Raw genomic sequence first — 25,208 nt, 5'->3', positions numbered from 1 at the left:
TGGTTTTGTTTTTTAATTTGGAACTTGTTCCTTCTTAACTTTTGCTAAATCACGCGTTAAATGGTGAACAATTTTCAGCCATTCTTTTTGTGCAAGTTCTTTTGTATTAATAACAACCTTCACTTTTTTACCTTCCATACCTAGGCTGACCATTCTGCCAAACTCATTACCTAACATAAATAATTTTTGACCGTCTACAGTAGAGCTAGCTTCTTCAGATAATAAAATCGTAACGTCTTGCTTTGATTGAGTAATGGATTCCACTAGGTTCGTATTGGCATATACTTTTATTTCAGCTACCGTAAATAAATGCATCACTTCAACTGGATATTCACCAAAACGATCAATCATCTCATCTTGTAAGTCTTGAATATCATCAAATGTTTCAATAGCACGGAAACGCTTGTACATTTCAATTTTTAAACGCCCGTCTGTAATGTATTGATCCGGTATATATGCGTCTAGGTCTAGATTAATTTCAACCTGTATTTTCTTTTTCTGCTCATCTGTGCCGCGTCGTTCTTCAATGGCGTCTTTAAGCATTTGAGAATATAAATCAAAACCAACTGAGTCAATAAATCCATGTTGTTGTGCACCTAGAAGGTTTCCAGCCCCACGAATAGATAAGTCGCGCATCGCAATCTTAAACCCTGAACCAAGCTCGGTAAACTCTTTAATTGCTTGTAGCCTTTTCTCAGCGACTTCTGTCAATACTTTATCTTTGTGGTATGTGAAATATGCATACGCAACGCGGTTAGAACGACCTACACGCCCTCTGAGCTGATACAGCTGCGATAATCCCATTTTATCTGCATAATTAACAATAAGCGTATTAACATTTGGAATGTCAACACCTGTTTCAATAATTGTCGTACTAACTAACACATCATATTCGCCTTCTAAGAAGCTTAAAATAACAGCTTCTAATTCCGTTTCATTCATCTTACCATGAGCATACGTTACGCGAGCATCGGGTACTAACATCGAAATCTCTTCAGCTTTCCTCTCAATATCTTCAACCCTATTATATAAAAAGTATACCTGGCCATCTCGCGCTAGTTCACGCTCAATTGCTTCACGTACTAATACAGGATTGTACTCTACTACATACGTTTGAACTGGAAAACGATTTTCAGGCGGCGTTTCGATGACTGATAAATCCCTTACACCTAGCATTGACATGTGCAGTGTACGTGGAATTGGCGTAGCAGTCAGCGTTAGCACGTCTACATTTGCTTTCATTTGCTTAATTTTCTCTTTATGAGTTACACCAAAACGTTGCTCTTCATCAATAATTAGTAGTCCTAAGTCTTTATATATCACATCTTTTGATAATAAACGATGGGTTCCAATTACGACGTCAACCGTACCGTCCTTTAAACCTTTAATTGTTTCTTGCTGTTGCTTTCGAGTTCTAAAGCGACTTAAGAGCCCAATATTAATCGGATAGTCTTGAAACCTTTCTCGAATCGTTTCAAAGTGCTGTTGAGCTAAAATCGTTGTTGGCACGAGTATTGCGACTTGCTTACCATCTGTGACCGCTTTAAAAGCAGAACGAATAGCGACTTCCGTCTTCCCATACCCAACGTCACCGCATAGTAAGCGATCCATTGGACGCTCTTTTTCCATATCCTTTTTGATTTCTTGGATAGAGCGCAGTTGATCTTCAGTTTCTTGGTACGGGAATGAAAGTTCAAATTCACGCTGTAGGTCTCCATCTGGAGAAAAAGCGTATCCTTTGCTGGCTTCACGCTCTGCATACAGTTTAATTAAATCGTCAGCAATATCTTGGACAGAAGATTCTACTTTACGCTTCACTTTCTTCCAATCATTACCGCCTAGTTTGTATACTTTTGGCTCTTTGCCTTCGGAGCCAACGTATTTTTGCACTTGGTCGATTTGTTCAACAGGAACATATAATTTATCAGAGCCTTCATATTTAATATGGATATAGTCTTTATGATTTCCATTTATCTCAAGAGTTTCCATACCTAAATAGCGACCAATTCCGTGATTCACGTGTACGACATAGTCGCCAACATTTAATTCAGAGTAACTCTTAATACGCTCTGCATTAGATAGTTTTTGGCGTCTCTTTGTCTTTTTTACACGCTTTTTAAATAGTTCCTCTTCTGTTAATACCGCTAGCTTTTGCATTGGAAGTTCAAACCCAGCCTGAAGATCCCCTTCAATGACTTGAACAATCCCTGGCATTAACTGGCCATCGCCGTCTAAAATAGCTGCTTCAATATCATAATCAGCTAATACACTCTCTAGTTTGGTAACTCTCTCACGATCTGCTCCAAGCATAACAATTGTGTAGTTTGCTTTTTTCCATCGTTCAATTTCGCCTTTTAATAAATTCATCTGCCCATAGAACTGCTGCATTTGCTTATATGAAATAGTCACGATATTTTGTGGATTTGTATATGAAACATGTTTTAGAAATAACGATGTGTAAATTAGCTGATGTGGCGTTGATTGAATTAATCCTGCAAGCGGATGCGAAAGCTGTACATCTCGTACAACCTGACCTTGTCCCAGTAGCTCCGTTACCCATTCGCCTTCTTCACTATCAAGTTGTTCAGACGTCTCTTGGATACGAGTTGTCTCATCAAAAAAAACAACTCCACCTTCTGGAAGATAATCTAGCAAACTAGCGGGCTGTTTATAGAACAGAGACAAATACTTAAACATATTGTCTAATGTTTGTCCTTGTTTTAGCTGTTCAATTTCCCCTTGAATGTTTTCAATCAGCTTTTCCTTTATTGCTTTATCTTTTACTTTGGCTAAACTATCACTTAAACGCTTTTCAAGTTCCACTGTTCCATCTTTTAACTCATCCTCTGAGAAAATAAACTCTGTAGCAGGTCCAATACTAATTTTATCTAACTGCTTTTGAGAACGTTGATCTTCAAGCGTAAAAGTACGAATAGAATCAATTTCCGTATCAAAAAGCTCAATTCGAACAGGAAGTTCCTCTGTCAGTGGGTAAACATCAATAATTCCCCCACGTACGCTAAAATCTCCTGGAGCTGAAACCATTGACACTCGTTCATATCCCAACTGAATTAACTTTTGCAAATAGTGGTCAACATCAATATCATGACCATTTTGAAATATTAACTGAGTTTGTTCCCACCTAGCTTTAGGTGGAAGAATTTTTCTTACTCCTGATACAGTGGTTACAACAATACCAGATTGTTTATGGCTCCAATGGTTTAATGCTTCAATCCTTTGTGCTTTTAACTCTGGGCTAGCAATTCCTACTTCTGTTGCTACAAGATCATTAACTGGATAGAGAAACACATCTTTGTTCGGTAAAAGATGTACTAAATCTTCATACACCTTTTGAGCCTGAAATAAGTTATGAGTAACCACTAACAACGGATAACCTTCATTTTCATTCAGTAGCCCCATTAAAACTGAACGTGCTGAACCAGAAATTCCCGTTATTAATTGTTCTTTTAGACCTTCTTTTAAGCTATTAACAATTGTATTTATTTCACCATTTTCAACGAAACGTTGTATAATCCCTCTCAAGGAATTCCCTCCTCCCATGTTGCTATGTAAGTAAATAGAAAAACGCTTTGGTATATAACCAAAGCTTTTTATTGTATAAATGTTTCATACTGATGATAGTCTGGGTTTCGATCTAAAGCCTCCTGGCAATCTTCACAAATTGTTTTGACAATTAAATCGCCATTCTCTTGGTATTGAACTAGCTCTTGCCTTTCATCAGCTGTCAAATGATGAAAGCCTAGTTTTTCTGTGCTATATTCTTTCCCTTCTATCATACCGACTTTTGCATGACAATGTCTACAGAAATAATGAATAGACAGAATAAAGCCCTCCTAAATGTTTTATTGTTAGTATTAGCATTTAGAGAGAGCTTTATTCCTGTTAATTATATCGATTCATTACTTCTAAGAACGGTTTAGATAGCCACTCTTCACTAGCTTTAACCGATTTCTCCATGGCTCCATTCATTTCAATCATCTCTTCAGATGTAAACCTTCCAAGTACATAGTCTACAACTTTCATGCCATTTTTAGGACGATCAATGCCAATGCGAACACGGTTGAATTCTTGTGTTTTTAAGTGCTGAATAATTGATTTAATTCCATTATGACCACCTGCACTGCCTTTTGTTCGCAAGCGTATTTTTCCACAAGGCAAATCCAAGTCATCATAAATAACAAGCAAATCTTCCACACCGATGTCATAATATTCCATCAGCGGACGAATGCTTTCTCCCGAGAGGTTCATATATGTTAATGGCTTTAATAAAAGAACTTTTTCTCCTCGCACCATTCCCATGCCATAAAGTCCATTAAATTTTGTGCGATCCAACTTAATATCAAAGTAATCTGCAAGTTCGTCAATTGTCATAAAACCGATGTTATGACGTGTTTGATCATATTCTTTTCCAGGGTTACCCAATCCAACAATTAATTTCAACGAAATGCTCCTTTCTCTTTAAACACTCTACCCTTCTTATTATAATCAATTCATCATAAAAGGCGTAACCTTTTGGTTACGCCTTTGTATTATTCTTTGTCTTTTTGTTCTGTTGCTTCTACTTCTTGATTTTCTTCATCACCTTGTTGTTCTCCACTATCAGGTAATTCTTCTTGTTGTGGAGGTAGTACTGAAGCAACTGGCTCTTCAAGACTTTGTGTAATTTCAATTTTACCATCTACTTTTACATCTTGTAGGGTTAATACATCGTTAACCCCCAACTCAGTTACGTCTACATCAATTGATGATGGAATATCCTGCGGTAAACCTTGCACTGTTACTTCGTATAGGGACTGCTGTAACACGCCGCCTTCTTTTGTACCTTTAGCTTCCCCAACTAACGATAAAGTAACCGTAGACTCAATTTCTACAGACATATCAACAACTTGGAAATCCGCGTGTACAATTTCGTTTTTTAATGGATCAGTTTGAATTTCATGCAAGATAACTGAATGTTTGTTCTTGCCTACATGTAACGTTAATACGCCATTTCGACCTGCTTCGCGAATTGTTTTAATAAACTCAGCGCTATTTAAGTAAATTGACGTAGGTTCTACTTTATTACCATAAACAACTGCTGGAAAATTACCCTCTTCACGAATTTTTCTATTTACAGAGTTTTGAAAGCTCGTTCTTTCTTTTGCCTGAATTGAAATACTCATATTCTTCACCTTCCAGTATGTTTTCTATATTAAAATGTACCCTAATTAGAAAATGATTAAACCTCAAAATCAAATTAATTTGTATTAGTGCTATGATTACAATAAAAAAGAAGCTTCTCTCACAAGGAGAGAAGCTTCTTTTCAACAAATTAATCGAATAGTGTGCTCACTGATTCCTCTTCATGAACACGAATGATTGCTTCAGCCATTAAAGGAGCAACTGAAAGCTCTGTTACTTTGTCAATTTTCTTTTCTTCTGTTAGTGCAATCGAGTTTGTAACTGCTAATTCTTTAATTTTAGAATTTTGGATGCGCTCAATTGCAGGTCCTGATAGGACTGGATGTGTACAACATGCATATACTTCTTTTGCACCTGACTCAATAAGTGCATTTGCTGCCAATGTAATGGTACCAGCTGTATCGATCATATCGTCAATTAAAATTGCCGTTTTGCCTTCTACTTGACCAACAATGTTCATTACTTCCGCAACGTTTGGACGTGGACGACGCTTATCAATAATAGCAATTGGTGCTTTTAAACGTTCTGCTAAACGACGTGCGCGTGTTACACCACCGTGGTCTGGAGACACGATGACAACGTCATCAAGGTTTTTACTCTTAAAGTATTCACCTAAGATTGGAACACCTACTAAATGATCAATTGGAATGTCAAAGAAACCTTGAATTTGTGGAGCATGCAGATCTAATGTGATGATACGAGTCGCACCAGCTTTTTCAATAAGGTTTGCTGTTAATTTAGCTGTGATTGGCTCACGAGCACGTGCTTTACGGTCTTGGCGAGCGTAACCGTAGTAAGGAATTACGATGTTAATTGTTTTAGCAGATGCACGTTTTAAAGCATCAATCATAATAAGTAACTCCATTAAATGTTCGTTAACAGGGGCACTTGTTGATTGAATAATAAATACATCGCAACCACGAATACTTTCTTCAATATTAATTTGAACTTCTCCGTCGCTAAAGCGATCTACAGAACACTTTCCTAATTCAACACCAATCACCTTAGCAATTTGTTCAGCTAAAGCCTTATTAGAATTTAACGTAAACAATTTCAAATTTTCATCAGCATATACATTTGGCATTTTGTTGTAAAACCTCCGTTAGGATTTTTTATTAATATCAAGCTTTTCAGCGTAGTTCTCTTTATTAACTTGTTTTGCACGAGCAATTGATAAAGCTTTACCCGGCACATCGTCTGTAACGGTAGATCCAGCGGCTACATAAGCGCCTTCTCCAATCGTTACTGGTGCAATTAAATTTGAATTGCAACCAACAAATGCACCATCTTGAATCTTAGTTAAGAATTTGTTTTTCCCATCGTAATTAACGGTAATTGATCCGCACCCCAAGTTTACATTCTGACCTACTTCTGCATCCCCAATATAACTTAAATGTGAAGCTTTACTTCCTTTACCAAATGATGCTTTCTTAATCTCGACAAAATTTCCTATTCTTACTTCATCATCAATCATAGATTGTGGACGAATATGCGCGAATGGTCCAATCGTTACGGATTGACCAATTTCACTATTATGAGCGACTGAATGGCGAATAGATGTATTATGTCCGATTTGGCAATCTTTGATTTCGCTGTTAGGTCCGATTTCACAGTTTTCACCGATGGATACAGCACCTTGAATTACTGTTCCTGGATAAATAACCGTATCGCGTCCAATGACTGTATCTGCTGAAATATATGTGTTAGATGGGTCAATGATTGTTACCCCATTTAACATATGTTTCTTATTAATACGTTTCTTCATTGTTTCTTCTGCTTGTGAAAGCGCAAAGCGATCATTTACACCTAATGTTTCAGCAAAGTCACTTGTTTGATAAGCTGAAATGATTTCCCCTTCATTTTTCAAAATCTCAATCACATCCGGCAAGTAATACTCACCTTGAACATTGTTATTTGATACTTTTGAAAGCGTCTCAAATAGCTTTTCATTATCAAAGCAATACGTACCTGTATTAATTTCTTTTACTGCTCTCTCTTGTTCAGTTGCATCCTTGTGCTCAACTATCTTTTCAACTGAGGCAGAGCTATTGCGAATAATTCGCCCATATCCAGTTGGATCTTGAGCATGAGCTGTTAAAATTGTTGCTTTTGCATTTGTCTCTTCGTGATGCTTGAGCAACGCTTCGATTGTTTCCGTTGTAATAAGTGGCGTATCACCACAAACAACAATTGTCGTACCCTTTTCATGTGCAAGTAAAGATTCTGCTTGCATGACTGCATGAGCTGTTCCTAATTGCTCTTCTTGCAAAGCAAATAAGCTTTTATCTCCAACATGTGATTTCACTTTTTCGGCACCATGGCCTACAACAGTAATTAATTTACTTAATGAAACATTTGACACTTGGTCGATTACATGTTGTACCATTGGTTTTCCACACACAGGGTGTAACACTTTATATAAAGATGACTTCATACGTGTACCCTGACCAGCTGCCAATATGACTGCATATCTTTTTGACATAACAGGCCTCCAATTTTACCTTTTTATCCATTAAGAATATTATATCAAAAATGACCTCATTTCAAGAAATCATTCGAAAGTCATTCATTTTATTTTAAAATTTTGTTAAATTTTTATAATGAAGAAAGTTTATGGATAGAAGAGACGGACAAAATAAAAAGCCTACCGTCAAGTAGGCTTTTAATCTATCATATGTTATGAAGCACCCGCTTCTTCAAATTCAATTTCTAGTTCACCTAATCGATGATACTCTGCTAAAACAGCATCTTGAATTTTTCCGCGAGTATTAGAATTAATTGGATGTGCAATATCGCGGAACTCACCATCAGGTGTACGTTTACTTGGCATTGCTACAAACAAGCCGTTATTACCATCAATCACTCGAATATCATGAACAACAAATTCACCATCTAATGTGATTGAAGCAATCGCTCTCATACGTCCTTCAGTGTTTACGCGGCGTAATCTAACGTCAGTTACTTCCATTTTGTTCACCACCTTTTCCTATGCGAAGCTTTACTACATAGATTCCACGGAATTTTTGTTTTTCCTGCTTCTACAGAAAAGTTTTTAGAAAATTTTCGCAAAAAAAGTGAACAATTGGAAATAATTTGGTTTTAGTTAGTTAATTTATCCTTTTACTAGCGCAACTACTTCAATTTCAACCAAAACATCTTTTGGTAACCTTGCTACTTCTACACATGAACGCGCAGGTTTATGATCACCAAAGTATTGTGCATATACTTCATTAAGGTCAGCAAAATTATCCATATCCTTAATAAATACAGTTGCTTTTACTACCGTATTCAGTGAAGCACCAGCTTCTTCTAAAACTGCTTTAAGGTTTTGAAATACTTGTTCAGTTTGTGTTTTAATATCCCCTTCAACTAGCGTTCCATCTGGACGTAAAGGAATTTGCCCTGAACTGTAAAATAAATTATTAACAACAATTCCCTGAGAATAAGGTCCAATAGCCTGTGGCGCTTGCTTTGTTTGAACTTGTAACATGATTACTTCCTCCCCCAACCTTAAATATATTTTAAATAGTTCCCTTCCTGTACGCTGATATGTTTCTCTTTTATGTTAACATCTTTCAGTTGTACAAGAGAGATGTATTCATCTACTAGACGCTCTTCAATGTCTTCTGATTCAACTAAAACTCCAATTCCCGCAACTGTTGCATCAAACTCTTCAAGCAAGCTAATCATCCCATTAACTGTTCCGCCTGCTTTCATAAAATCATCAATAATTAAAACGTTCGACCCTACAGCTAGGCTTCTCTTGGCTAACAGCATGGTTTGAATACGCTTTGAAGAACCGGATACGTAATTAATACTTACCGTTGAACCTTCAGTTACTTTACTATCTCTTCTTACTACCACAACCGGTACATCTAAGTATTGTGCTACTGCATAAGCAACTGGAATTCCTTTTGTTGCCACAGTCATAACTACATCGATTTTGCGATTAGCAAATAAAGATGCGTATAGGCGACCAATCTTATTTACAACACGAGGGTCTCCTAAAATATCTGTGAGATATAAATATCCACCGGGTAATAGTCGCTCTGGTTTTTCAATCATCCCACATAACTCTTCAACAAGTTGACTTGCTTCTTCATTTGACATCTTTGGCATAAATTTCACGCCACCAGCTGCCCCTGGTAAAGTAACAAGCGTACCAATACCTTGTTGTTCAAAAGTTTGCTTTATAATCGCCATATCTTCACTTATAGATGATTTTGCAGAGTTATATTTATCTGCAAAATATGTCAGAGGAATAAGGCGCTGAGGGTTTTGAATGAAATAATTCGTCATATCAATTAAACGTCCACTACGTCGAAACTTCATAACTTCCTCCCTAAAATCCGAATATTTTATTATAAATATAACACTAATATACGTATTTATTCAAGCGTTATTCGTTCTCCAATAAGCCGGACAGCGTATACCTTATCACAGAAACCTCGTAAGCCGTTATAAATACGGTGCATACGAGAATCATGCTGTACAAGTCCAAAAACCGTTGGTCCGCTACCGCTCATGAGAACTGCATCTGCTCCAAATCGCTTCATTTGTTCTTTAATTAATAAAACTTCCGGATGCATCTTTAACGTTACTTCTTCTAATACATTCCCTACACATTTACACATTTCCCTATAATTTCCTGATTCAATTGCTTCAATCATCCCTTCTACATTAGGATGACTCACATTTTGCACCTTTAAATTGCGATATACATCTGCTGTTGATACACCTATTTCTGGCTTTGCTAAAATCACCCAGCAGTTTGGAGGTGCTTCAATATGTTCAATTACTTCTCCTCTTCCTGTTGCAAGGGCTGTGCCACCATACACACAAAACGATACGTCAGACCCAATTTCTGCTCCAAGCTCTGCAAGCATATCTAGAGACAAACCTAAGTCCCACAATTGGTTCAGCCCTCTAAGGGTAGCTGCTGCATCACTGCTTCCTCCTGCTAAACCAGCCGCTACAGGGATTTGCTTATCAATTAAGATATTGACACCCTTGTCCACTTTGCAACGCTTTTTAAGCAGCTGTGCAGCTTGATATGCTAAATTCCGCTGATCATCAGGAACAAAACGATTATGTGAATAAATAACGATTCGACCATCTTCACGCTCCGAAAGCTCAATACGGTCTGCTAAATCAATTGTTGTCATGACCATCTTAACTTCATGATAACCATCCGTACGCTTATGTAACACATCAAGGGACAAGTTTATTTTAGCTGGTGCCTTAACCATTAACTTCATAAATCTTTCACCTACTTCATCTAATCAATTGTAAAGTTATTTTATCACAAAATGGGAAGGTTTATATATCTTTACATAAACAGTGTATAAAAGTATAAAAACCACTAAAAAGCCGAAGTGATTTCCACTTCGGATCCTCATTCCTTTATTCTAAAAAAGCAAGTAGAACATGTTTACTACCTAAGACTTAGCCAGCTGTTCTTTCGCTATCTCTACGGCACGCTTTACCATGTTACCTGCATCCTTGGAATGAATAGCACCCCATCCATGGCTTTTTACAACATCATAAAAATCAAGTTCTTTAGCCAATTCCTCTTTACATTTCATTGACATAACGCCTCGACGTCTGCTCATTTAGTAAAGCCTCCTTTAAAACACCTCAAACCGTACTTATAGTATAAATCACCAAAGAGAGAGTATGTTTTGAAAAAAAGCCCAATAAAAAAAGCAGTAAACCAAAAACGTCCACTGCTCACCGCTACGTACTATATTACTTTTGGTTTAAAAAAACTTTAGCTCAACCGTTTCAGTTAACACGTCGGCATAGCTATAAGAAACTCGCTCTAAAGAGTTTTCTTCTTGATCTAGCTCCACAATAAAAACAGAAGGATACGTTTCAGTTAAGACTCCTGAACGCTCTACCGTTTTTCTTCGTCCACCGTTTGCTTTTAAAGTCAATCGTTGACCTAGGTGCAAATCCAGCGCTTGCTTAATATCAGATAAAGTTTTCGCCATATTGGTCCACCTCACTATACGTAGTGTAACACAAAAAGATAAAAAAGTCAAAAACATAAAATTATAACAATGTATGTCTAATGATGTCAACAAATAATTTTCTACATAAATCTACATTTCCTTTATATTTTGTGCAAACAAACTTACAATATGTATAAGTTTTACATTTATTTAAAATAATTCTTATAAAAGAAATGTATAGCACATAAATTCACCTATGATATAGATATAGATAAAAAAACTGCTATACAAAAGGTTAAAATCCTCTTTTGCATAACAGACTTATACTCATTATTCCGCTTCATAAGGCATACCTGTTCGTAAAAGTCCTCTGGTTTCTATTCCACCTAACCCCTTTGCACCTGTTAATGTATTACGCAATACATCCCACACGTTAATACGATCATTAAAAGGCGTAAAACTTAACTTTGCTACAACATACACAGGATCTAGAGCATGAATGTTCACTCTGGATGGTGAACTTGCAAAATTTGCACCTGCTTGTATTAGCTGTTCGAAGTGAGATTGACAAGCGCCAGCAAAAATCACAAGCTGATCTAGATTTGCAATTTTACGTCTTGCCTCGTATACCGTTTTTACATAATATTTAGAGTGGCGATAGGCTAATAAATCATTTTTATTACCTTTTGACTTTGAATAGGCATCATGTCCAGTTAATACTAAAATATCAGGCCTCACTTCTTCTAATAAGGCGCTTATTTTATTTGGCATTTCTGATTCTGTACAATGTACACCATATACAGGAACGCCTATCTTTTCATACACTGCTAAACATTTCTGTAAATAGTTAGGGTCTCCATCTACATGTAGCACCTTGCCTGGCATCTGAAAAAGGCGGTGTGAATGATTATACCCATTTGTCATACCATATTCGGCTTTTTCTCGAATGAGGTCGTAATCTTGACGTAACAGCTTTAGAGACCTCTCTAACAGTTGCTCTTCTTGTTCTTTCCGTCGCTGTTGCTCTTGAACATCTACAACTTCTAAATCGGATAAAGGAGCATCAGCAATAAGGCGGATATCTTCTCCAATTAATGTTGCATATTGTTCCTCTCCTTCATTAACCGCGATTACGCGAAATAACAAATCGCGATCATAAGAAGGACGTGTTACAATATCACCAATTTTGATATTCATAAACTTCACTCCGTCTTTACTACTTAAAAGCTAAATATTCAACTCTCTTCATAGCCTATGAACACGAAGCAAAAAGGTGATTATTCTATGCGAACGATTTTCCTAGCTCATCGCTTAACTTACCAAACTCTTCAATTGATAATGTTTCTCCTCTTCTTTTTGGATCAACTGAAGCTTCTGAAAGAGCTTGTTCAATCGCAGCTTTATTTGCTTTTCCATTAGGTAAATTATTCACTAGATTATTTAAGATGGTTTTACGTCTTTGACCAAAACTTGCTCTGACAACTTTGAAGAAGAATGCTTCATTTTCAACCTTTACGGCTGGTTCATTACGTCGAATTAAGCGAATAACAGCTGAATCAACATTTGGTTGAGGGTTAAATACCGTTTTGGGGACGACCATAACTGTTTCAGCTTCCGTATAGTATTGAATAGCAATAGAAAGAGAACCATAATCTTTTGTCCCTGGCTTTGCTGCGATACGGTCAGCTACTTCTTTTTGTAGCATAACAACAATTCCTCGAACAGGAATCTGCTCCTCTAGCAACTTCATTAGAATTGGAGTTGTAACATAATAAGGTAAGTTTGCTACTACCATTAAGTCTTCAATACCTTCAAACTCTTGTGCTAAAGTCTCTTTCAAGTTGGCTTTAAGTACGTCTTGGTGAATGACTTTAGCGTGCGGATAAGGTGAAAGCGTGTCAGCTAAAATGGGTAACAGGCGTTGGTCGATTTCAAAAGCCAATACTTTTTTTGCGCGCTTTGCCAATTGCTCAGTTAGAGCCCCAATCCCAGGACCAATCTCAATAGCTCCTGTCTCATCTGTCAACTCAGCATGGTCAACAATACGATTTAAAATATTAGTATCAATTAAAAAGTTTTGTCCTAAGCTCTTTTTAAACGTAAATCCGTATTTCTTTAAAATTTCTTTCGTACGAGTTGGGGTTGCAATATCTTTTGTCACGATTTTTGTTCCTCCTGATTAATTTTCTGAACGGCTTTGATAAACTCATCTTTTGAAATTTGAAACATTTTTAGTCTTTTGTGTAGCTGTTTTCCGTTTGCATAACCAATTTTCAAAGATTTACCTATTCTCTCACGCCTACTTTTTGCTTCACTATCACCTATTAAGCGAGCAACAATTAAATCCTCTTGTGTAATTTGTTCATCGATTCCTTGCCATTCTTGTTTCACGTCTTGTAAAGCTTGTCTAATATCTTCAATAGACGCATGCTCAACGCCTATACCTTTTCCATTTTTACCTTTTGCTTGTTCTTTTGACAAAAATGCATGCTTACATCCCGGAACTTTTTCTGAAACAATATTACGAATACGCTGACCCGGATAATCAGGATCTGTAAAGATAATAACGCCTCTCGTTTGTTGTGCTAGCTTTATCTTTTCAATGGTTTCATCGTTTACGGCTGAACCGTTCGTCTCAATTGTATCAGCTTGTACTGCTCGACGAATTGTAACAGTGTCATCCCTACCTTCAACCACAATTATTTCTTTAATCTTCATTATGAACCTCCTCAAAAATGAAGTCTTTCTCTCTTCATTTTGCTTCTAACCTATCAGTATGAAATCAACTGAAAAAAGGCAGAGGATTGCAAGGCCCTCTGCAAGTGTTATTCCATTTAATACTTTTTATTTTAACATTGTTTTAAACCAATAGATATGTTAAACATTTAGTCATTAATTCGGAATAATTTTAGCGCATTTTCAGTAGTATGCTTTGCTAATTCATCGTAGCTAATACCTTTTAATTCCGCAATCTGTTCTGCTACGTATGAGACATATGCTGGTTCATTTCTCTTTCCTCGATAAGGGTGAGGTGTCAAATATGGACAATCTGTTTCTATTAATAATTTATCAAGTGGAATTTCAGCTGCTACCTCTTTTGGCTTCTTCGCATTCTTAAACGTGACAGGTCCACCAAATGAGATGTACATATTCATATCCATACACTGTTTAGCAACTTCAATGCTCCCAGTAAAGCAGTGCATGATACCACCAACTTCTTCCACTGACTCTTCCTTTAAAATGGTTATGACGTCTTCTGTTGCATCACGATTATGAATAATGATTGGAAGATTTACTTTTCTCGCTAAACGAATTTGTCTACGAAATACTTCTTTTTGTATATCTTTAGGTGACTTGTCCCAATGATAATCTAATCCCATCTCTCCAATAGCCACCACTTTAGGATGTGCTGCTAGTTCTTCAATCCAAGTTAAATGTTCATCTTTCATATCAATAGCATCTACGGGATGCCAACCAACGCTAGCATACATAAAATCATACTTTTCAATAAGTTCCATCGCTCGATTAATGGTTGGTTCATCAAACCCAACCACGACCATCTTTTCTACATTGCGCTCTTTTGCTCTTTCAATAACATCCTCTAAATCATCATTAAATTGGTCTGCATTTAAATGTACATGTGTATCAAATAACATATTAGTGCTCCTTTCATTTACGAAATAAAAGAGGGCTTTCCCGTGTTCCACGTGAAACGCCCCCTTATCTTATTATTTTACTTTAGTTCCGTTGCTTAAAGATTGGTCAACCTCTGCAAGTGATAAGCCATTAGCATCCTCACCCGCTAAAATCATTCCTTGTGAAAGTTCTCCACGTAATTTTACTGGCTTTAAATTCACAATACAGATGACTTTACGGCCAATGAGTTCCTCTGGCTTATAAAATTTAGCAATGCCTGATACAACTTGACGTTTTTCATAGCCTAAGTCTAGCTGGATTTTCAATAGCTTATCTGCTTTCTTTACAGGCTCAGCATGAATAATTTCTGCTACGCGTAAATCAACCTTTAAGAAGTCATCTAAACTAATTTCTTCACTTTGTTCTGGCTGAACCTCTTCTTTTTTCTCTTCCTGTGCTGGCAATGAACTTAACATTTTTTCTTTAATAAATGTAATTTCTTCATCACGATCTAGACGTGGGAACATTGGTTCACCTTTTTCTACTTTCGTACCTTCACGAAGCATGTTAAACGTTTCAATACTTTCCCAACTCTTTAACACATCTTCTTTCACACCAATCTGTGAAAAGATTTTTTCTGGTGTTCTCGTTAAGAATGGTTGTAGGAGAACAGCTGTATGACGGATAGCTTCTGCTAAGTGTACCATTACTGAAGCTAATTCATTACGCTTCTCTTCATCCTTAGCCAGGGTCCAAGGCTTTGTTTCATCAATGTATTTATTTGTACGACTTACATACTGCCAAACCGCTGATAATGCCACTGAGAACTCCATATTTTCCATGGATTCTTCGTATTTTTTCACCATATCTTTTTGAGCTTGCACAAGCTGAGCATCAAACTCTGTTACATTCCCCTCATACATAGGAATGACACCATCAAAGTACTTATTAATCATTGCTACTGTACGGTTAACTAAATTACCAAGATCGTTTGCTAAATCAAAATTAATACGCTCTACAAATGCTTCAGGTGTGAACACTCCGTCCGAACCGAAAGGGACTTCTCTTAATAAATAATAGCGTAAAGCATCTAAGCCGTAGCGATCAATTAATGTTACTGGATCAACGACGTTCCCTTTTGACTTAGACATTTTACCATCTTTCATTAATAACCATCCGTGTGCAAAGACTTTCTTTGGAAGAGGTAAATCTAATGCCATTAAAATAATTGGCCAATAAATTGTATGGAAACGAACAATTTCCTTTCCTACAAGATGAACGTTAGCAGGCCAGTACTTTTTGTATAATTCGTCATTTTCAGTGCCGTATCCTAATGCTGTAATATAGTTTGATAATGCATCAACCCATACATAAATAACGTGCTTGGGATTCCCTGGAACTTTAATACCCCAATCAAAGGTTGTGCGTGAAACAGCCAAGTCTTCTAATCCTGGCTTAATGAAATTATTAATCATCTCATTTTTACGAGATTCCGGTTGAATAAAGGTTGGATTTTCTTCATAAAAAGCTAATAAACGATCTGCATATTTACCCATTTTAAAGAAATAAGATTCTTCTCTTACTAATTCCACTGGATGCCCACTGTCTGGACTTTTTCCTCCCACTACTTTTCCATCTTCAATAATTGGATCTACTAATTGAAGTTCCGTATAGTAAGTTTCGTCAGGAACTGAATACCAGCCTTCGTATTCATCTAGATAAATATCACCTTGCTCCAGTAAACGATTGAAGATTTTATCAACAACCTCTTTATGTCTAGATTCTGTGGTGCGAATAAAGTCATCATAGGAGATGTCCATTTTCCCCCATAAGTCTTTAATCCCTGCTACAATATTATCTACATACTGCTGAGGAGTCACATTTTCTTCTTCTGCTTTGCGCTGAATTTTTTGCCCATGCTCATCCGTACCCGTTAAATAACGAACATCGAATCCTCTTAATCGCTTATAACGAGCCATTGCATCCCCTGCAACTGTTGTATACGCATGTCCTATATGTAATTTACCACTTGGATAATAAATTGGCGTGGTAATGTAAAACGTATTATTTCCCATCTGTATAACCTCCAAAATCCGTTTAAACACTTCCCAAATACAGTATTTTGTATTTCGAACAAAAATAAAATCAACTATTTATTCTATCTTCTATAATACTATTTTCTAGGACGTTTTGAAAACCATCTAGCTAAAGACATTAGAAATTTAAATAAATGCTGTTTACTTCTACCATTTTTGCCTCTTTTATAGATAAAATACCTTATTACTTTTTGGATGAACTCTAAAGAAAGTAGTTTTTGTCTTATTTTGTCGAAAAATGAATTTTTGATTAAAAAAGCTTGAATTCAATCATCTTTATATCAAATTTATTATGTTATTTTTTTCAATATACTACCTAAAGATATTATTGGTATTCTTCACAAACCCTTTTTATATAAGTGTTTTTATATTTTTTTATTTCCATCTACATTTTTTTACATACAAAATGATTGACTAGTTTTGGAAACGTTGGTATTATAAAAGTACGTTGAATTTGTCGAATAATGACGAAAGTAATAACATAGAAAACTAAAAGGTGAGAGGGGAAAATAAGATGAAATCTACAGGTATTGTTCGTAAAGTTGATGAGTTAGGACGTGTAGTAATTCCAATTGAATTACGTCGTACATTAGGGATCGCTGAAAAAGATGCGTTAGAAATTTATGTTGATGAAGAGCGTATCATTTTAAAGAAATATAAACCAAACATGACTTGCCAAGTAACTGGTGAAGTTTCAGATGAAAATATTCAATTAGCTGGTGGTAAGCTAATTTTAAGCCGTGAAGGTGCAGAACAAATTATGAAAGAACTTGAAAATAATCTACAATCTTCAAACTAAAAAAGCTGTCTAACGACAGCTTTTTTAGTTCACATGATATTCACTATATATCTCTCTTTTTGATTGATTACGATCTTTTGCTACTTGTTTGATAGCATCCTTATTACTAAATTGCTGATCATTTATATAATAGTTCACGTGTTCAATAATTGTTAACTCTGTCCACCAAGCTTCTTTATCTTCTATAATGTCTTCAGTTGTTCCTGAAACAATGAAACAAAATTCTCCTCTAAGTTCTGTTTCGTTAGCCCAAATTATTGCTTCTTCAATAGTTCCTCTTAAAAACTCTTCATAACGCTTTGTTAACTCTCTACATAGTACAATCTCTCGGTTTCCAAAGGCTTCAAACATCAATTTTAACGTCTCTTTTAAACGATGAGGTGCTTCATAGAAAACCATCGTTTCTTTTTTTATAGATAAAAGTTGAAGTTCCTCCTTTTTACTTTTTTTATTTCGATTTAAAAAACCGTAAAAATAGAATTCATAAGTAGGTAGTCCAGAAGCAATCAAAGCTGTCAACGCAGCATTCGCACCTGGTAAAGGAATAACAGTATAACCTTTGTTGGTCGCTTCTCTTACTAATTCATATCCTGGATCAGAGATACATGGCATACCAGCATCACTCACAAGACCAATTTTAAGACCTTTTTCTAAATCTTGAATAAGCCTCTCGGTTTTCGTTTCTTTATTATGATCATGATAGCTAACGATTGGTGTCCCAATCTCAAAATGGTTACACAGCTTCTTTGTATGCCTTGTATCTTCTGCAGCAATATAATCTACTTCTTTTAATAATCGAATTGCGCGAAATGTCATATCTTCTAGATTACCAATAGGTGTTGGGATTAGATATAATACTCCTTTGTCTTCAATTCCTTCATAACTTTTTTGTGAGTTCATTACTTTTCTTCTGCTCCTTTAGGATATATTGTTCTTTCTGTCTACGGCTTAACTGTTTAAACCAGTATTCTTTTTTCATGGCTTCAATTTTAGTTTCGTACTCTTCATGCCATAAAAGTACAACTGGTAAACGACTTTTAGTATATTTAGCACCTTTGCCACTATTATGAACGGCTAAACGCTTATTCAAATTATTTGTGTATCCTGCATAATAGCTTTGGTCTTTACATTCTAATACGTAAAAATAATGCTTAGTTTGTTCCATACAAAATTTCCTTTAGCTCGTTTGTATATTCATTGTCTTCCTTATAAACAACGAGTGGTGGAAGGATTTTTAAGTCTGCATTACCATCTTTAATTCCTTCAATTAAAATGGTGTTAGCTTCTTTATTTTTCTTCGGATAGATAAACTGTAAGCGTTTTGGCTCTAAACGGTATGCCCTCATTAACGTAATGATATCAACAAGTCGACCTGGTCGATGTACAATTGAGACCTTTCCCCCTTGCTTTACTAGTTGACTACTTACACGAATCACATCTTCTAGATTACAATGAATTTCATGCCTAGCAATTGCATAATGCTCATTTTTATTTTGCTCATCAACTTTAGGAGTAGGAAAATAAGGAGGGTTACATGTTACTACATCATACTTTCCATGCCCTAATTTCTGTGGCATGTCCTTCAAATCGCCTAGAACAATGTTAATTTGATCATTTAAGTTATTGTAATCAACACTTCTAGTGGCCATGCTAGCTAAACGCTCTTGAATTTCTACACCCGTAATCTTAGCATTTGTTCGCTTTGATAAAAATAAAGGTATAACTCCGTTCCCTGTACATAAATCAATGATATTCCCTTTTTTTATAGGTACATACGCAAAGTTTGATAGCAAAACAGCATCTAATGAAAATGAAAAGACAGAATGACTTTGAATAATGCGCATACTTTCGTCCGCTAATAGATAATCAAGTCGTTCATCTTCATATAATTGAACCATGTTCCATTTCTCCTTATACAAAAGCAGCCTCTCCTTGTGGAGAGGCTTTGTTATTTTTTATTTAAAAATGATAAGCAAAACAAACAATCTCCATCTTGACGGACGCTACCATAATGAATGTTACAAATATGGAAGCCTTCTTGATACAGTCTAGCTAGATTATCGTATCCTTCTCCGATATCTATCTGCTTTTGTACTTTTGTTTGACTACTTACCTTTTGATTATGACTTTTGGGCTTTGTTTCCAAATTGGTTTGGTCAAGGCGGCGGCGCAAATGGTCATTTTCAATCTGTAAGTGATGATTTTCTTCAATTAGTTCAGCTAAATACTCTTTTAAGTCTCCTAATTGTTTGTATAAGTGACCAATTTGTTCCTCCATATTTGTAACCGAATCAAAAATCTCTTTTTTATCCACCTTTACCCACCTCGTTAATCTGTGGCTTGAAACGAAACAGCACCTTCATTAATAATTTCATCTAATGTATACTCTAAGATTTGCTCATGATTTGATAATTCTACCTGTATAATACGCTCTAAAATATTTAGACCTATTACACGACCTGAACCTTCAGGTGTTTTAATGGTAGATCCAATATCAGGAAGCTGCTCTTTCGCTGTTTCGTATTCATCATTTTCGTATTTAAGACAGCACATGAGACGACCACATAACCCTGAAATTTTTGTAGGATTTAACGATAAGTTTTGGTCTTTTGCCATTTTAATTGACACTGGCTCAAAATCTCCTAAGAAAGTTGAGCAACAAAGCATTCTTCCACAAGGACCAATACCACCAAGAAGTTTCGCTTCATCTCTAACACCAATTTGACGTAATTCAATACGTGTACGGAAGATGGCTGCTAAATCCTTTACTAATTCTCTGAAGTCGATACGTCCATCTGCTGTGAAATAAAAGATTACCTTATTACGGTCAAATGTATATTCTACATCTACTAGCTTCATATCTAGGTTATGTGCCTGAATCTTTTGAACACATACACCATATGCTTCGCTAGCAGCTTGTTTGTTTTCCTCAACAATGAGCTTGTCTTTAGGCTCTGCAATACGAATGACTTTTTTTAGTGGGAGAACAACATCATGTTCACTGACTTGCTTTTTATTAATAACAACCCTACCAAATTCAACACCACGGATTGTTTCAACAATAACAAACTCCCCATCTGGTATTGTTAAATCACCAGGATCAAAATAATATATTTTACCCGCTTTTTTAAAGCGAACACCTACTACATCATACAAGCTTTTATCCCTCCTGCAAATCCAACACCAGCTGTTCCATCAATAACTGTATATTCATATTTGAATTTAATTTATTTTTAGCTCTTAAAATGACTTCAATCTTTGCAATAATTTTTTGTTGAGTAGCTTGAAGTGCATGAGATTTTAAATGATCTTCTTTATAAAAATAAATAAGCATTGGCTCTTCTTCTACTTGCAACGTTAAAACATCGCGATACAGAAGCATTAGTAAATTTAACCCAATATGAGCTTGTTCTTTTTCTTTAAAATGAGGTACCCATTTTTCGTGAATAAAGAGAAGCGCTTGTTGAGGTCTAGTTGTTAACACTTCATATAATTGTATCACTAACTTTCTTGCAAGTCCAAACCATTCATCTTCACTTAATTCAATTGCTTCTGTAATACTATTTGTTAAGTATGGCATCAGCGTTGCATCTGCTCTGGAAAGGTTATGGTTCATTAGTTGTTCGGCTAATTGTTTTTCTGTTAAAGAACGAAGAGAAATAACCTGACATCTAGATATAATTGTATCCAACAGCTTCTGAATAGTCTCTGTTAACAAGATTGCATATGTACCATCCGTTGGCTCTTCTAAAAACTTTAATAAACTATTAGAGGCACTTACTGTCATCTTATCAACATGATTAATAATATATAACTTCTTATTGGATTCAACACCAGTTTTTGTGAATTCAGCTTGTAAATATTGTACTTGTTCTTTTTTAATTGATAAGCCATCTGGCTCAATAAAATGTACATCCGGATGATTACCAGAATCAATTCTTTTACAGTTAATACATTCATAGCATGGTTCATGTTTATGAGGATTTAAGCAAAATAATCGTTTTGCAAATAAAAAGCTAATCTCCTTTTTTCCAGTTCCTTTACTTCCTTCAAGCAGGTAAGCATGAGCTACTCTATCTTTCACAATACTGTTTTTTAACATTCTAAGAGCAGTTGGTTGGACACCTTCTAGCTCTCCCCACTTTTTATTCATTTCATCACACTTTCTACTTCAATTGTAAGGCAATTTTTTAAAATTGATGAAATTGGTCAATTGGCAACACAAATACCGTTGCTCCTCCAACTTCTACTTCCACTGGATAAGGAATATATGAATCTGCATTACCACCCATTGGAGAAACTGGAGAAATAAATTGATTACGATTTTGACATTCACCTTTGATAATATCTAACACCGTTTGAACTTTTTCGTCTTCTGTTCCAATCATAATGGTTGTATTTCCAGATTTTAAAAAACCGCCAGAACTAGATAATTTTGTTGAGCGGAAACCTTTTTCAACTAATGCGTTTAACAACTTTGTACTATCTGAATCTTGTATAACTGCAATTACTAATTTCATGAATATGCACCTCATTATGAACTTATTTACTTTATTATATCAAGAATTATTTGCTTACAAAAATCCTCTTAACACATCACATATATCGTTGTATACATCATCAACGCTTTGCTCAGCATTAACTTCTTTGATACGATTTGGAAATTGATTTAATAAAAGTTTATACCCTTCTCTTACTTTATAATGAAAGTCGATTTTCTCTAAATCTAAACGATTAATTTCATGACTACGACCTTTTTCTATTCGCTGTAATCCTATTTCAGGTCTAATATCTAAATAAAAAGTTAAATCTGGCATAAGGTGATCAATAGCAAATTGATTAATCCCCAATACTTCTTCAATGCCTAAACCTCTCGCGTACCCTTGATATGCAAGAGAACTATCAATGAATCGATCACATATAACAACTTTACCCTGTTCTAGCATGGGAATAACTTTTTCAACTAAGTGTTGCCTTCTAGCTGCCGCATATAAAAGAGCTTCTGTTCTACCGTCCATTTCTTTGTTTTTAGGACTTAAAATAACTTCACGAATTTGCTCTGCGATTGAAATACCACCTGGTTCCCTTGTCAGAACAACATCTATTCCTTTTTCTTTTAACATATTTTCAACCATTTGAATAACTGTCGTCTTTCCAGCACCCTCAGGCCCTTCAAATGTAATAAAAATTCCCTTTTGCATTGCAATTCCCCTTTTACTTAAACACACGAATGAACCCATGTCTTATATTTGTACTTCCTTGTATTTTACCTTTAAAAGATAAGGTTTGCTTTAAATACTTTAAATGATGTAATGAAATCTCTTCACCTTCTAACAGCAGTGGAATGCCTGGTGGGTAAGGTATAATGGTTTCCGCACATATCTTTCCTACAGCGGTATCTAGTGAAACTATCTCGGTTTCATTTTTATGAGTATATATTTTATGTGTAATTTTTTCAGGGTAGTAAAGAGTATGAATCATATCTTTTACAAACCCACCTTGTGTACTTAATCCAACTGCTTTTTTGATTCGCAATAACGTATCACTAAAATCAAATGATGATGATAAAGGTAGCACTAATAAAACATACAAAGGATCTGCTAGCTCTGTATATATTCCTTCCGCTTCTAAAGCTGCCTGAAGCTCATAACCAGTGAGTCGCGTAGATGATAAGATGAGTTTTAATAAATCAACCTTAAGATTCCCCTCCTGATTTAACTCTACAATAGAAAGGGTATCAATCTGATTTAATTCGTTATAAAATCCTTTTAAATTAGCTTTAATTTTTGCTGTACCTTCATTTTTTAAACACTCTACATAATAACGTGCAATATCTAAAGAAACCATAATAGGATAAGATGGACTACTAGATTGTAAAGCACCCAAAAGATAAGATAATCTATTTTTATTAATAAAGTTTCCTTTCACATGTAAATATGAGCCCATTGTCATTGCTGGCAGTGACTTATGAGCGGATTGGATAACAATATCTGCACCAAACTCTGTAGCTGACTTTGGAAAAGGAGCTCCTAAAATAAAATGAGCGCCGTGAGCTTCATCCACAACAACCGGAATAGAATGTTTGTGTGCCAATGAAACAATCGGAGCTAAGTCAGTTGAAACACCGTAATAAGTAGGATTTGTTAAGACAATTGCTTTTACCGAACTAGGAGCGACTTTAAGGGCTTGTTTGATATCTTCAACATTTATACCTACCGTTAATTTTGAAATCAAATCAACTTCAGGAGAAACAAAGATAGCATTGGCTTTTGCTAAATTAATTGCATTAAAGATTGACTTATGCGAATCCCTTTGCACAATAATACTATCTCCTTCTTCACAAAGAGATAATATTGCAGCTAAGTTGCCCACAGTAGAGCCATTCACTAAAAAATATGTTTGATCTACCCCGTATAAGTTGGCAGCTAATATCTGAGAGTCTTGAATAGCTTCTTCTGCTTCATGCAAATCATCTAAGCCTGTTATTTCTGTTAAATCATATTTTAAGAACTGTAGAAAATCTTTTTCAACACCTTTAGGAAAGACATAACCACTCTTATGTCCCGGTACATGATAAGATAGAGGCCTTTTATTGATATGATTTAAAACGCAATCATATAAAGGCAGTTTGCTTCGTAGATGTTCCAAACTTATAATCTCCTTTTATCTCTTACACATTTATAAATCAAGACTGTGTCTATTATAACAAATTCGCAATAGCTTTTTCATCATGCAAAAAAGCCCTTAAAAAGGACTTCAGGTTTATTTATAAATTTCTATTTTCTTTAATTGATTTAAAATATCATCATATTGCTGATTGGATAAATTTATTTCTGTAATATCTTTTTCACAGTGTTGACATATCAATGAAGAAAAAATTGTAATACCTTTAACTGTTCTTTGATTGCAAACTAAGCAAACTGTATCATGATTTTTTCCGTTCATTATTCTACACCTCCACTATGTCATTGTGAACCATTTGTTTATTTCCTATACCTATGAGAATTTTAAGTCTACAATACATTATACGCAGATAGCTTATACCTTGTTAAAACAAAATAAAAAGACTAGCTAATTTAGCTAGTCTTTTAAATGTGCCTGGCAACGTCCTACTCTCACAGGGACAAAGTCCCAACTACCATCGGCGCTAGAGAACTTAACTTCCGTGTTCGGCATGGGAACGGGTGTGACCTCTCTGCTATCGCCACCAGACATGTTTTGAGATTATTCTCTCAAAACTAGATAACATTTTGCTGAGTACTAAGTTTACTATCTAGCTATGGCTCCTAATTAGTCGCCTTCGCTTTTCTAATTTGGTTAAGTCCTCGATCGATTAGTATCAGTCAGCTACACACGTCGCCGTGCTTCCACCTCTGACCTATCAACCTGATCATCTTTCAGGGATCTTACTAGCTTGCGCTATGGGAAATCTCATCTTGAGGGGGGCTTCATGCTTAGATGCTTTCAGCACTTATCCCGTCCACACATAGCTACCCAGCGATGCCTTTGGCAAGACAACTG

General features: G+C 35.7%; 28 protein-coding genes and 2 rRNA genes (1 of these 30 only partly in view). 1 reads left to right on the top strand and 29 read right to left on the bottom strand.

Going from position 1 to position 25,208, the window contains the following annotated elements; all coding sequences use genetic code 11:
• Positions 1-12: 12 nt before the first annotated feature.
• The 17 genes from mfd to metG form a co-directional block, all read right to left on the bottom strand.
• Positions 13-3,561: a transcription-repair coupling factor gene (mfd, locus tag MKZ18_RS00375; protein ID WP_373688667.1), complete on the bottom strand. Its 3,549-nt coding sequence runs from the start codon at positions 3,559-3,561 to the stop codon at positions 13-15.
• A 50-nt stretch (positions 3,562-3,611) separates the two neighbouring features.
• Entirely contained in the window at positions 3,612-3,842 is a 231-nt protein-coding gene (locus tag MKZ18_RS00370; protein ID WP_144593881.1) for an anti-sigma-F factor Fin family protein, read from the bottom strand.
• A gap of 61 nt (positions 3,843-3,903) precedes the next feature.
• Positions 3,904-4,461 (bottom strand): aminoacyl-tRNA hydrolase, encoded by a 558-nt coding sequence (gene pth / locus MKZ18_RS00365; protein WP_144593880.1) that lies wholly within the window; start codon positions 4,459-4,461, stop codon positions 3,904-3,906.
• A gap of 89 nt (positions 4,462-4,550) precedes the next feature.
• Entirely contained in the window at positions 4,551-5,183 is a 633-nt protein-coding gene (locus tag MKZ18_RS00360; RefSeq protein WP_025909827.1) for a 50S ribosomal protein L25/general stress protein Ctc, read from the bottom strand.
• A 149-nt stretch (positions 5,184-5,332) separates the two neighbouring features.
• Positions 5,333-6,286: a ribose-phosphate diphosphokinase gene (locus MKZ18_RS00355; RefSeq protein WP_025909826.1), complete on the bottom strand. Its 954-nt coding sequence runs from the start codon at positions 6,284-6,286 to the stop codon at positions 5,333-5,335.
• 18 nt (positions 6,287-6,304) lie between these two features.
• Complete coding sequence (gene glmU, locus MKZ18_RS00350) at positions 6,305-7,684, bottom strand: bifunctional UDP-N-acetylglucosamine diphosphorylase/glucosamine-1-phosphate N-acetyltransferase GlmU (protein ID WP_025909825.1); 1,380 nt, start codon at positions 7,682-7,684, stop codon at positions 6,305-6,307.
• Between the two features lie 195 nt (positions 7,685-7,879).
• Positions 7,880-8,170: a septation regulator SpoVG gene (spoVG, locus tag MKZ18_RS00345; protein WP_025909824.1), complete on the bottom strand. Its 291-nt coding sequence runs from the start codon at positions 8,168-8,170 to the stop codon at positions 7,880-7,882.
• Between the two features lie 144 nt (positions 8,171-8,314).
• A complete protein-coding gene (locus MKZ18_RS00340; protein WP_025909823.1) occupies positions 8,315-8,692 on the bottom strand; it encodes a RidA family protein in 378 nt (125 codons plus the stop codon).
• A gap of 20 nt (positions 8,693-8,712) precedes the next feature.
• Positions 8,713-9,534, bottom strand: coding sequence for a pur operon repressor (purR, locus tag MKZ18_RS00335; protein ID WP_025909822.1), 822 nt, complete (start codon positions 9,532-9,534; stop codon positions 8,713-8,715).
• 56 nt (positions 9,535-9,590) lie between these two features.
• Positions 9,591-10,460 carry a 4-(cytidine 5'-diphospho)-2-C-methyl-D-erythritol kinase gene (ispE, locus tag MKZ18_RS00330; protein WP_144593879.1) on the bottom strand — a complete coding sequence of 290 codons (870 nt, stop codon included), beginning with the start codon at positions 10,458-10,460 and terminating at the stop codon, positions 9,591-9,593.
• Positions 10,461-10,640: 180 nt separating this feature from the next.
• Positions 10,641-10,814 (bottom strand): small, acid-soluble spore protein, alpha/beta type, encoded by a 174-nt coding sequence (locus tag MKZ18_RS00325; RefSeq protein ID WP_025909820.1) that lies wholly within the window; start codon positions 10,812-10,814, stop codon positions 10,641-10,643.
• Between the two features lie 147 nt (positions 10,815-10,961).
• Entirely contained in the window at positions 10,962-11,195 is a 234-nt protein-coding gene (gene veg, locus MKZ18_RS00320; protein WP_025909819.1) for a biofilm formation stimulator Veg, read from the bottom strand.
• 291 nt (positions 11,196-11,486) lie between these two features.
• The gene (gene yabG / locus MKZ18_RS00315; protein WP_076513780.1) at positions 11,487-12,353 is read right to left on the bottom strand and encodes a sporulation peptidase YabG; all 867 of its coding nucleotides are present in this window, start codon (positions 12,351-12,353) and stop codon (positions 11,487-11,489) included.
• A gap of 85 nt (positions 12,354-12,438) precedes the next feature.
• Positions 12,439-13,317: a 16S rRNA (adenine(1518)-N(6)/adenine(1519)-N(6))-dimethyltransferase RsmA gene (gene rsmA, locus MKZ18_RS00310; RefSeq protein ID WP_025909817.1), complete on the bottom strand. Its 879-nt coding sequence runs from the start codon at positions 13,315-13,317 to the stop codon at positions 12,439-12,441.
• Entirely contained in the window at positions 13,314-13,874 is a 561-nt protein-coding gene (rnmV, locus tag MKZ18_RS00305) for a ribonuclease M5 (RefSeq protein WP_025909816.1), read from the bottom strand. The genes rsmA and rnmV overlap by 4 nt, the downstream gene beginning before the upstream one ends.
• 167 nt (positions 13,875-14,041) lie before the next feature.
• Positions 14,042-14,812 (bottom strand): TatD family hydrolase, encoded by a 771-nt coding sequence (locus MKZ18_RS00300; RefSeq protein ID WP_138117513.1) that lies wholly within the window; start codon positions 14,810-14,812, stop codon positions 14,042-14,044.
• A 72-nt stretch (positions 14,813-14,884) separates the two neighbouring features.
• Positions 14,885-16,897 carry a methionine--tRNA ligase gene (gene metG / locus MKZ18_RS00295; RefSeq protein WP_225002335.1) on the bottom strand — a complete coding sequence of 671 codons (2,013 nt, stop codon included), beginning with the start codon at positions 16,895-16,897 and terminating at the stop codon, positions 14,885-14,887.
• A gap of 505 nt (positions 16,898-17,402) precedes the next feature.
• Between metG and MKZ18_RS00290 the strand changes: the two genes are divergently transcribed.
• Positions 17,403-17,687, top strand: coding sequence for an AbrB/MazE/SpoVT family DNA-binding domain-containing protein (locus tag MKZ18_RS00290; RefSeq protein ID WP_025909813.1), 285 nt, complete (start codon positions 17,403-17,405; stop codon positions 17,685-17,687).
• A 24-nt stretch (positions 17,688-17,711) separates the two neighbouring features.
• Here the strand turns inward: MKZ18_RS00290 and rsmI are convergent, their stop codons facing one another.
• The 12 genes from rsmI to MKZ18_RS00230 all read right to left on the bottom strand — a co-directional run.
• Complete coding sequence (rsmI, locus tag MKZ18_RS00285) at positions 17,712-18,587, bottom strand: 16S rRNA (cytidine(1402)-2'-O)-methyltransferase (protein WP_025909812.1); 876 nt, start codon at positions 18,585-18,587, stop codon at positions 17,712-17,714.
• Positions 18,565-18,852: a GIY-YIG nuclease family protein gene (locus MKZ18_RS00280; RefSeq protein WP_025909811.1), complete on the bottom strand. Its 288-nt coding sequence runs from the start codon at positions 18,850-18,852 to the stop codon at positions 18,565-18,567. The genes rsmI and MKZ18_RS00280 overlap by 23 nt, the downstream gene beginning before the upstream one ends.
• Positions 18,839-19,585: a tRNA1(Val) (adenine(37)-N6)-methyltransferase gene (locus tag MKZ18_RS00275; RefSeq protein ID WP_025909810.1), complete on the bottom strand. Its 747-nt coding sequence runs from the start codon at positions 19,583-19,585 to the stop codon at positions 18,839-18,841. Before MKZ18_RS00275 ends, MKZ18_RS00280 begins: the two co-directional genes overlap by 14 nt.
• 50 nt (positions 19,586-19,635) lie before the next feature.
• Positions 19,636-20,001, bottom strand: coding sequence for a DNA replication initiation control protein YabA (gene yabA / locus MKZ18_RS00270; RefSeq protein ID WP_025909809.1), 366 nt, complete (start codon positions 19,999-20,001; stop codon positions 19,636-19,638).
• 14 nt (positions 20,002-20,015) lie between these two features.
• On the bottom strand, positions 20,016-20,843 hold the full coding sequence (locus tag MKZ18_RS00265; RefSeq protein WP_318757614.1) for a PSP1 domain-containing protein: 828 nt from the start codon (positions 20,841-20,843) through the stop codon (positions 20,016-20,018).
• Positions 20,844-20,847: 4 nt separating this feature from the next.
• On the bottom strand, positions 20,848-21,840 hold the full coding sequence (gene holB / locus MKZ18_RS00260; RefSeq protein WP_318757615.1) for a DNA polymerase III subunit delta': 993 nt from the start codon (positions 21,838-21,840) through the stop codon (positions 20,848-20,850).
• A 37-nt stretch (positions 21,841-21,877) separates the two neighbouring features.
• Complete coding sequence (locus tag MKZ18_RS00255; protein ID WP_025909806.1) at positions 21,878-22,207, bottom strand: cyclic-di-AMP receptor; 330 nt, start codon at positions 22,205-22,207, stop codon at positions 21,878-21,880.
• A gap of 54 nt (positions 22,208-22,261) precedes the next feature.
• The gene (tmk, locus tag MKZ18_RS00250; RefSeq protein WP_025909805.1) at positions 22,262-22,888 is read right to left on the bottom strand and encodes a dTMP kinase; all 627 of its coding nucleotides are present in this window, start codon (positions 22,886-22,888) and stop codon (positions 22,262-22,264) included.
• A gap of 13 nt (positions 22,889-22,901) precedes the next feature.
• Positions 22,902-24,335, bottom strand: coding sequence for an aminotransferase class I/II-fold pyridoxal phosphate-dependent enzyme (locus tag MKZ18_RS00245; RefSeq protein ID WP_225002334.1), 1,434 nt, complete (start codon positions 24,333-24,335; stop codon positions 22,902-22,904).
• A gap of 114 nt (positions 24,336-24,449) precedes the next feature.
• A complete protein-coding gene (locus MKZ18_RS00240) occupies positions 24,450-24,632 on the bottom strand; it encodes a sigma factor G inhibitor Gin (protein WP_025909803.1) in 183 nt (60 codons plus the stop codon).
• A gap of 151 nt (positions 24,633-24,783) precedes the next feature.
• Positions 24,784-24,899 (bottom strand): 5S ribosomal RNA (gene rrf, locus MKZ18_RS00235).
• 101 nt (positions 24,900-25,000) lie between these two features.
• Positions 25,001-25,208, bottom strand: a 23S ribosomal RNA gene (locus tag MKZ18_RS00230); it runs 2,727 nt beyond the window's last position.

This window comes from Priestia sp. FSL W8-0001 (assembly GCF_038050335.1).
In the GTDB taxonomy this organism is placed as follows: Bacteria; Bacillota; Bacilli; order Bacillales; family Bacillaceae_H; genus Priestia; species Priestia flexa.
Note: the sequence above shows the minus strand (reverse complement) of the source record. Positions and strands in the feature narration are given on the sequence as shown.

What these genes read in the sequence shown, in the direction of transcription:
- mfd (WP_373688667.1), bottom strand. Translation starts at nt 3,561, where the DNA reads ATGGGAGGAGGGAATTCCTTGAGAGGGATTATACAACGTTTCGTTGAA.
- MKZ18_RS00360 (WP_025909827.1), bottom strand. Translation starts at nt 5,183, where the DNA reads ATGAGTATTTCAATTCAGGCAAAAGAAAGAACGAGCTTTCAAAACTCT.
- MKZ18_RS00355 (WP_025909826.1), bottom strand. Translation starts at nt 6,286, where the DNA reads ATGCCAAATGTATATGCTGATGAAAATTTGAAATTGTTTACGTTAAAT.
- glmU (WP_025909825.1), bottom strand. Translation starts at nt 7,684, where the DNA reads ATGTCAAAAAGATATGCAGTCATATTGGCAGCTGGTCAGGGTACACGT.
- spoVG (WP_025909824.1), bottom strand. Translation starts at nt 8,170, where the DNA reads ATGGAAGTAACTGACGTTAGATTACGCCGCGTAAACACTGAAGGACGT.
- MKZ18_RS00340 (WP_025909823.1), bottom strand. Translation starts at nt 8,692, where the DNA reads ATGTTACAAGTTCAAACAAAGCAAGCGCCACAGGCTATTGGACCTTAT.
- purR (WP_025909822.1), bottom strand. Translation starts at nt 9,534, where the DNA reads ATGAAGTTTCGACGTAGTGGACGTTTAATTGATATGACGAATTATTTC.
- ispE (WP_144593879.1), bottom strand. Translation starts at nt 10,460, where the DNA reads ATGAAGTTAATGGTTAAGGCACCAGCTAAAATAAACTTGTCCCTTGAT.
- MKZ18_RS00325 (WP_025909820.1), bottom strand. Translation starts at nt 10,814, where the DNA reads ATGAGCAGACGTCGAGGCGTTATGTCAATGAAATGTAAAGAGGAATTG.
- veg (WP_025909819.1), bottom strand. Translation starts at nt 11,195, where the DNA reads ATGGCGAAAACTTTATCTGATATTAAGCAAGCGCTGGATTTGCACCTA.
- yabG (WP_076513780.1), bottom strand. Translation starts at nt 12,353, where the DNA reads ATGAATATCAAAATTGGTGATATTGTAACACGTCCTTCTTATGATCGC.
- rnmV (WP_025909816.1), bottom strand. Translation starts at nt 13,874, where the DNA reads ATGAAGATTAAAGAAATAATTGTGGTTGAAGGTAGGGATGACACTGTT.
- MKZ18_RS00300 (WP_138117513.1), bottom strand. Translation starts at nt 14,812, where the DNA reads ATGTTATTTGATACACATGTACATTTAAATGCAGACCAATTTAATGAT.
- MKZ18_RS00290 (WP_025909813.1), top strand. Translation starts at nt 17,403, where the DNA reads ATGAAATCTACAGGTATTGTTCGTAAAGTTGATGAGTTAGGACGTGTA.
- rsmI (WP_025909812.1), bottom strand. Translation starts at nt 18,587, where the DNA reads ATGAACTCACAAAAAAGTTATGAAGGAATTGAAGACAAAGGAGTATTA.
- MKZ18_RS00280 (WP_025909811.1), bottom strand. Translation starts at nt 18,852, where the DNA reads ATGGAACAAACTAAGCATTATTTTTACGTATTAGAATGTAAAGACCAA.
- MKZ18_RS00275 (WP_025909810.1), bottom strand. Translation starts at nt 19,585, where the DNA reads ATGGTTCAATTATATGAAGATGAACGACTTGATTATCTATTAGCGGAC.
- holB (WP_318757615.1), bottom strand. Translation starts at nt 21,840, where the DNA reads ATGAATAAAAAGTGGGGAGAGCTAGAAGGTGTCCAACCAACTGCTCTT.
- MKZ18_RS00255 (WP_025909806.1), bottom strand. Translation starts at nt 22,207, where the DNA reads ATGAAATTAGTAATTGCAGTTATACAAGATTCAGATAGTACAAAGTTG.
- tmk (WP_025909805.1), bottom strand. Translation starts at nt 22,888, where the DNA reads ATGCAAAAGGGAATTTTTATTACATTTGAAGGGCCTGAGGGTGCTGGA.
- MKZ18_RS00240 (WP_025909803.1), bottom strand. Translation starts at nt 24,632, where the DNA reads ATGAACGGAAAAAATCATGATACAGTTTGCTTAGTTTGCAATCAAAGA.